General features: G+C 65.8%; 5 protein-coding genes and 1 pseudogene. 2 read left to right on the top strand and 4 right to left on the bottom strand.

The window, feature by feature from the left end; translation table 11 throughout:
* Nucleotides 1-565 (top strand): annotated as a pseudogene (locus AC6H42_RS09115) (hypothetical protein); the annotation flags it as partial.
* Between the two features lie 417 nt (nt 566-982).
* On the opposite strand, the gene AC6H42_RS09110 reads toward AC6H42_RS09115, so the two are convergent.
* The 3 genes from AC6H42_RS09110 to AC6H42_RS09100 form a co-directional block, all read right to left on the bottom strand.
* Nucleotides 983-1,540, bottom strand: a complete 558-nt coding sequence (locus AC6H42_RS09110; protein WP_497547870.1) for a GNAT family N-acetyltransferase — start codon at nt 1,538-1,540, stop codon at nt 983-985.
* A gap of 14 nt (nt 1,541-1,554) precedes the next feature.
* Nucleotides 1,555-3,426 carry a signal peptide peptidase SppA gene (sppA, locus tag AC6H42_RS09105; RefSeq protein WP_057157854.1) on the bottom strand — a complete coding sequence of 624 codons (1,872 nt, stop codon included), beginning with the start codon at nt 3,424-3,426 and terminating at the stop codon, nt 1,555-1,557.
* Nucleotides 3,427-3,498: 72 nt separating this feature from the next.
* A complete protein-coding gene (locus tag AC6H42_RS09100; protein WP_057157853.1) occupies nt 3,499-4,968 on the bottom strand; it encodes a sodium:solute symporter in 1,470 nt (489 codons plus the stop codon).
* Nucleotides 4,969-5,067: 99 nt separating this feature from the next.
* On the opposite strand from AC6H42_RS09100, the gene dgt reads away from it, so the two are divergent.
* On the top strand, nt 5,068-6,279 hold the full coding sequence (dgt, locus tag AC6H42_RS09095; RefSeq protein WP_057157852.1) for a dGTP triphosphohydrolase: 1,212 nt from the start codon (nt 5,068-5,070) through the stop codon (nt 6,277-6,279).
* 38 nt (nt 6,280-6,317) lie between these two features.
* Here dgt and AC6H42_RS09090 read toward each other — a convergent pair whose 3' ends face one another.
* Nucleotides 6,318-7,526, bottom strand: coding sequence for an MFS transporter (locus AC6H42_RS09090; RefSeq protein ID WP_497547869.1), 1,209 nt, complete (start codon nt 7,524-7,526; stop codon nt 6,318-6,320).
* Nucleotides 7,527-7,578 lie beyond the last annotated feature (52 nt).

Here is a 7,578-nt window from a genome sequence, read left to right as displayed (position 1 = left end):
CGACTCGGCTCCGGCTACGGCCAATGCCGGTCCACTGCACGCCTTGAACGCCAGTGGTGTGCTTGACGGCGGCAGCCGCGCAAATGGCAGCGGCAGTAGCAGCGGCACTGGCGCGGTGATGGGGACAGGCAACGGCAGCGTAATCGGTAGTGCCAGCGCAATCGGCAACGCGAACGGCGGCGCAAACGGTGGCGCAAGTGGCAATGGGAATGGCACCATCGGCGTCTCGGCCGGCGCGGACGGCAGCGGCGGCCGTCAGCTTGTGGGCAGTGCGGCACAAGCGGCACGGGGCACGGCAACGCCATGGCGCGACGGTGTGAAGGCGCAGGCCGACAACACGCGCTCTTACGCGCAGTCCAGCGCCGCGACGGTTTCCGGTGCCGCGAAGGGCAGCAAGCAGGCTGCGATGAACGGCGCGCGCGCCGCAGCGAAAGGAGCCAGCGCGCAGCCTTCCATCAACCTGGACGGCACGGCGAGCGGCAGCGGTTCGGCCAACGGTTCGGCCAACGGCAGCGCCTCTGCGCGCGGGCGTAGCGCCCCGAACGGCGGCTCTGCGTCGATGTGAAAATCTTCACCACATCCTCGTCCTCGCTGACTCGCGTGTAAAACGCGGTCTTCAGAACGGTTCCCAGTCTGTGTGGACGCGCATGGCGCGGCGGTCGACTTAGGGCCATTCGTCCGGCCCCGGTAGGGCTGCCGAGGGCGATTGGAATATGGCCGGCAGTTCAGGTTCCGGCAGCGCGGGCGGGCAGAACGCACGGGGCGCGATTGGCGCAGGTGGGCGCACTTTGGCGGCAAGTTCCTGCGCGCGCCGCAGTGCAAAAGCGCTTCTGGCGCGCGTTGCGCCAGGAAAGAGGACGGTTACATCGGTCCAGGCGTTGCGGACGTAACCGGAGAAAGGTACTGAAAACGCCATCATCAGTAGTTCGACCTCGACAGCGGCCTTTAGTTCAGTACCGCTTCAGCAGGATTTCAGTAGATTTCAGTACCGTTCAACAGGGGGCGCGAACGAATACATGCCCACCACATCCCCGTCCTCGTCGACCCGCGTGCAGTCAAGGCGGAAGCCGAGCTTGCGGACCACCGCGATGGAGGCGGCGTTTTCGGGGAGAATTTCGGCGAACACCTCGCGCACGCCGTTCGAGAACGCCAGGTCGAGCAAGGCTTGCACGGTTGCTGCGGCGGCGCCCTGGCGGCGGTGCGCGGGAGCGATGCCATAGGCGATTTCAACGCGCCCCTTTGCAGGTTCGCCCTTGAAACCGCAGCCGCCGACAATTTCGCCGTCGTCGCGCACGATCAAAAAAGTCGCGCACCAGAACTCGGATGCGCCCTGCCCTATGCGGTCCAGCGCGCGCTGCGCCACGAAAGCGGGCGGCAAGGCGCCCGGCTGCACGCGCCCTTCCATGCCGGCCGGAATGCGCGAAGCCGCCAGATCGGCAAGCTCGCCCAGCGCCAGCGGCCGCAGCGACAAGCGCGCCACCGGCGCTGGCGATGCCGCAACCGCGACCGCCGGTGTAGCCGCAGCATGCAGCGGCTGCACTGGCGGAACCTCCGTCAAGGCGATTCGCACAGGCAGTGCGTGACCGCCGTGAACGGCTTGCGTTTGTCGGCCACCTCGGACAGCCAGCTCAGCTCCTGCGCCGCCTCGGCGGCTGCGCCCAGCGGCATGCCGGTCGGCGCCAGCGTCGCCTTGACGTAAGGCGCAACAGACTGCGCCACCGCGTGCGCCGCCGAACCGCCGAAGAACTCGACGATCTTGTCGAACTTGGACACCTCACGCTCAATGTAGGCCACGCGATAATCGCTGCCCAGCTTGGCGCGGTCGGCAGCCGCCTTCAGCGCGTCGCCGTAGCTGCCCACGCGGTCCACCAGGCCGCGCTCCTTGGCCTGCACACCGGTCCACACGCGGCCCTGTGCCACTTCGTTGATCTTTTCCGGCGTAGTCTTGCGCGCCGCAGCGGCCTTGGTGGTGAACTCCGAATAAATGTGATTGATGCTGCCCTGGATGATCTGGCCGAAACGCGGGTCCAAAGGACGCAGTGGGTTGGCCGCGTCGGCCAGCCAGGTGGTGGTCACGCCTGCCGTGTGGATGCCCAGCTTGTCGATCACCTTGTCGGCGCGCGGCACCAGCGCGAACACGCCGATCGAGCCGGTAATGGTGTTCGGCTCGGCGATCACCTCGTCGGATGCCATCGAAATCCAGTAACCGCCGGAAGCGGCCAGGTCGCCCATCGACACCACCACCGGCTTGCCTGCCGCGCGCGTCAATTCCAGTTCGCGGCGGATCAGTTCAGAACCGAAGGCGCTGCCGCCCGGCGAATTCACGCGCAGCACGATGGCCTTGATGCTGTCGTCTTCGCGCGCCATGCGGATCAGGTTGGAAGTCGACTGCCCGCCGATGGAACCGGCCGGCGCCACGCCGTCGCTGATATCGCCCACTGCCATCACCACGCCCACCGCATCGCCGATCAGCTTCGGATGCACGCGCGCGAGGTAGTCTTCATAGCTCACCTGGCGGAACGATTTGCCCAGCGCATCCTTCTCGCCGCGCTCCATCATCATCTTGCGGATTTCGTCGCGCGTCTTCAGGCCGTCCACCAGCTTGGTGTCCAGGGTTACCTTGGCCAGGTTACCGCTGGCCGCTTCCACCAGCGCCGGCAGCTCGTTGATGTTCTTCATGATGTGGCCCTGCGGCAGCTTGCGCGCCTTTTCCACGTCATCCGTGTAGCTGGTCCACAGCGCGTTGTTCAGGTAAGCCTCGGCCTCGGTGGCCGCCGGCGACGGGCCGTTGGCGATGAAGGGCTCGGCAAAGCTCTTGTAGGTGCCCACTTTGAGCAGGTTGACCGTCACGCCAATCTTGTCCAGCGCGTCGCGGTAGTAGTTGCGGTGGCGGCCGAAGCCTTCCAGCAGCACCGCGCCCATCGGATGCACGTACACTTCATTGGCGTGCGACGCCACCAGGTACTGGCGCTGGCTGTAGCTGGAACCCCAGGCCACCACCTTCTTGCCGCTGGCCTTGAAGCGGTCGACGGCGCCGGCCACTTCGCGCAGGCTGGCCTGGCCGCCGCCTTCCAGCTCGTCGAGCAGCAGCACGGCGCCGGCGATCTGCGGATCCTTGGCAGCCGTGTCGAGCACGTTGCGCACGTCGCGCAGCTGCACGGTGCGGCGCACTTCGCCGCCCATCAGGTTAGCTTTCACGGCATCGCGCACGCCGGCGCTGCCCTGCTCAACCAGTTCGCCCTTCAGGTCCAGCACCAGCATGGTCTTGGCGCCCAGCGGCTTCGGGCCGCCGCTGAAAATGGCCACGGCCAGCAAGATCAGCACGATCAGGAACAGCAAATTCAGTATGGCGCGGCGGCCAAAGTCCAGCGCGCGCCAGGCATAGGCAAAACCGCTGCCGATGCGGGAAACAAAAGATCGTGACATGGATGCTCCTTGAATAATTTAAATCTGACAACACTGTAAGCGAAATCGCCCCTTTTTGCCTATGAAAAATGCTTAGGGAACGCTTACGGCGCTGCCCGCACGCGCGGGCGCTGAAATCAGGAACAGGCCACCCATTACCAGCAGACCGTTAATAATAAGCAGTTCCAGCCCCAGCCTATACGTGCCGAACAGCCAGGCTTGATTGCGGTCAATGAGCCAGCACAGCAACGGACCGGCCAGCACCATCAGCGGCACCCAGCGGTCCTGCACGGTGCGCTGCGTGAGGATGCCAAAGGCAAACAGCCCCAGCAGCGGGCCGTAGGTGTAACCGGCCAGTTTCAGGATCACGCCTATCATGCTGGCGCTGTCGATCCACTTGAACACCATTACCAGCAGCAGGAACAGCGCGCAGAAGCCCAGGTGCACGCGGTGGCGCAAGCGCGTCCTGGCGCGCTCGTCCAGGCCGGGCCGGCGCTGCAGGCCCAGGATGTCGATGCAGAACGACGAGGTCAGCGCCGTGATGGCCCCGTCCGCGCTGGGGAACAGCGCCGACACCAGCGCGATGAAGAAGATCAGCTGGATGGCGGCCGGCATATGGCCCATCACCACCGCCGGGAACAGCTTGTCGCCCTCGGCGGCCACGCCAGCCAGGGGCGCGTACAGGTGCAGCAGGCCGCCCAGGAACAGGAACAGCGACAGCACGCCCACCAGGATCACGGTCAGCGCCACCATGTTCTTCTGCGACTTGCCCACCGTACTCACCGAAATATTTTTCTGCATCATCTCCTGGTCCATGCCCGTCATCGCAATCGTGATGAACATGCCGGCCAGCACCTGCTTCCAGAAATAGGTGGGGCTGTCCACGTCCGTCGTCAAGACCCGCGCCAGGCCGCTGGCCTCCATGCGTGCCAGGCTGTCGAGCAGGCCCAGGTCCATCTGCTGCATCAGCCAGCCGACGCAGACCACCAGCCCCAGCAGCATGCCGGTAGTCTGCAGGGTGTCGGTCCAGACGATGGTCTTGACGCCGCCCTCGTAGGTGTAGAGCAGTATCATCAGCAGGATTACCAGGTTGGTGGCCCAGAACGGCACGCCCAGGCTGTCGAGGATGGTGGCTTGCAGGATGTTGACCACCAGGTACAGGCGCGCGGTGGCGCCCAGGGTGCGCGACAGGATGAAGAAAGCCGCGCCGCTCTGGTAGGCACGCCGGCCCAGGCGCACTTCCAGGTAGTGGTAGATCGAGGTCAGCTTGAGGCGGTAGTACAGCGGCAGCAGCACGAAGGCCACCGCGATATAGCCCAGCGTGTAGCCCAGCACGATCTGCAGGTAGCCGAAGCCGTCGCGCCCCACCGCGCCCGGCACGCTGATGAAGGTGACCCCGCTCAGGGTGGTGCCCACCATGCCGAAGGCCACCAGCATCCAGTTGCTGTTCTTGTTGCCGATGAAGAAACTGTCGTTGTTGGCGTTGCGCGACGTCAGCCACGCCACGCCCAGCAGCAAGGCAAAGTACGCGAGGACGACGCTAAACAGGGCAACGGGCGACATGGGCATTCCAATTCAGAAATATTTCGCCAGCAATATACACCCGATCCGGCGCGCGCTGGTCTAGAATCCCTTTGCCCCTCCATCACCCAGAGTTATCGCATGTACTCAGCAGAAACTATCGCCTACGCCCGCGAACAGGAAGCCCTGGTGCGTCCCCTTGAATACCGCGTGCACCAGCAGCACGACAGCCGCAGCGACGGCCGCGAGGACGCCATGCGCGACTACGCGCGGGTGCTGTACGCGGCCTCGTTCCGCCGCCTGCAGGGCAAGATGCAGCTGCTGGGGGTGGACGCCAACCAGTCCAACCGCAACCGCCTGACGCACAGCCTGGAGGTGGCGCAGATTGCCCGCTCGATCGCCGCCGACATGGGCCTGGAGCGCTGCGTGGTGTCGGAAACCTGCGCGCTGGCGCACGATATCGGCAACCCGCCGTTCGGCCACTACGGCGAGAAAATCCTCAACAGCCTGTGCACCGAGCATGGCGGCTTCGAAGGCAACGCGCAGGCCTTCCGCATCCTGCGCACCCTGGAAAAGCGCCACTACGGCTACGCCGGCCTGAACCTGACGGTGCGCACGCTGTTCGGCATCACCAAGTACTTCCACACGCGCACCGAGAACGCCCGCAAGTTCCTGTACGACGAGGATCACGCCTTCCTCAGCGGCGAGCTGGCCAGGCACGGCATCACGGCGCGCAAGAGCATCGACGCGCAGATCATGGATTTGTCCGACGAGATCGCCTACGCGGCGCACGACGTGGAGGACGCGCTCAGCTTCGGCATCATCACCGTGGGCGAAATCGCGCACGAGTTCAAGATCAGCGCCGACTACGCGGCCGCCTACCCGCAGTTCTCGGCCATCGCCGACCGCGCCCACAACGAGGCGCTCAAATGCGAGCAGCAGGCCTCCTCCGAAGAATATTCCATCGTGCTGCGCAAGGAGCTGACCTCGGAAATCGTGCACACCCTGTGCCGCGACCTGGCCGTGGTGGACGGCCAGCTGGGCTACCGCAGCGCCGAGCTGCTGGCCAAGGGCTTGAAAAGCCTGCTGTGGAAAGCCATCCTGCGCAAGAAGGACGTGCAGCTATATGAAAAGCGCGGCGAGAAGATCATCCGCGGCCTGTTCGAGGTGCTGACGGACAAGCAGTACAACAAGGACAACATCCTGCTGCCGCCCGAGCTGCGCTGCCTGAAGGACAGCCGCGAGCGCCTGGTGATCGACTACATCGCCGGCATGATGGACTCCTATGCGGCGCAGGAATACGAACGCTACTTCGGCCCCGGCAGCCTGGACGCCATCTACCGGCGCGGCTGACGCGGGGCGCGGGCCAGCGGCCCGCCCGGGCTTGCGGCCTAGTGCGCCGCCACGCGGACCTTGCGCGGCGCCGCCTCGACGGCGCGCGGATTGAGGCGGTCCAGGCGGCCGCTCAGCGCCGTCAGGCCCAGCGCGCCCAGCACCACCAGCGCGCCGATCCAGCCCGTGTGCACCAGGCCCAGGTGCGCGACGATCAGGCCGCCGCCCCAGGCGCCGCCGGCGATGCCCAGGTTGAAGGCCGCGATGTTCAGGCCGGACGCCACATCCACCGCGCGCGGCGTGTAGTGTTCCGCCTGCTGCACCACATACACCTGCAAGCCGGCCACGTTGCCGAACGCCACCGCGCCCCACAACAGCACGGTCGCCACCACCAGCCACGGGTGCGACGCCGTGAAGCTCAGCGCCAGCAGCACGGCCGCCAGGCCCGCGAAAATGAGCTTGAGCGCGCTGACCGGGCCGCGCCGGTCGGCCAGCTTGCCGCCCCAGATGTTGCCGACGGCGACGGACACCCCGTACACCAGCATCACCAGGCCGACCGCGTTCTCGCTGAAGCCGGCCAGACCCTGCAGGATGGGCGCCAGGTAGGTGAAGGCGATGAAGGAGCCGCCGTAGCCGACCGCCGTCATGGCGTACACCAGCAGCAGGCGCGGCTGGCCCAGCACTTGCACCTGCTGCAGCAGCGACGCCGGCGCGCAGTGCTTGATCGACTTGGGCACGTACAGCATGCTGCCGATGAAGGCCACCACGCCCAGCGCCGACACGGCCAGGAACGTGGCGCGCCAGCCAAAGTGCTGGCCGATGAAGGTGCCCAGCGGCACGCCGGTCACCAGCGCCACCGTCAGGCCGGTGAACATGATGGCGATCGCCGAGGCCGCCTTATCCTTCGGCACCAGCGAAGTCGCGATGGTTGAACCGATCGAGAAGAACACGCCGTGCGCCAGGCCGGTCAACACGCGCGCCACCACCAGCGAGGCATAGCCGGGCGACAGCCATGCCATCAGGTTACCCGCCGTAAACAGCACCATCAGCGACAGCAGCAAGGTCTTGCGCGGCAGCTTGCCGGTCAGCGCGGTCAGCACCGGCGCACCGACCGCCACGCCCAAGGCGTACAGGCTCACCAGCAGCCCGGCCGACGGCAGGTTGACGCCCAGGTCGGCGGCGATGGTGGGCAGCAGCCCGACAATGACAAACTCGGTGGTCCCGATGGCAAACGCGCTGATGGTCAGCGCCAGCAAGGCAATAGGCATGACATAACTCCTGTAAAGTAGATGTCACGCAGTATCGGGGCATTCATTATTT

The sequence above is a fragment of the Massilia sp. NBRC 108631 genome (assembly GCF_059704565.1).
The sequence above is the reverse complement of the archived record's forward strand: the minus strand, read 5'-3'. Positions and strand labels throughout refer to the sequence as shown.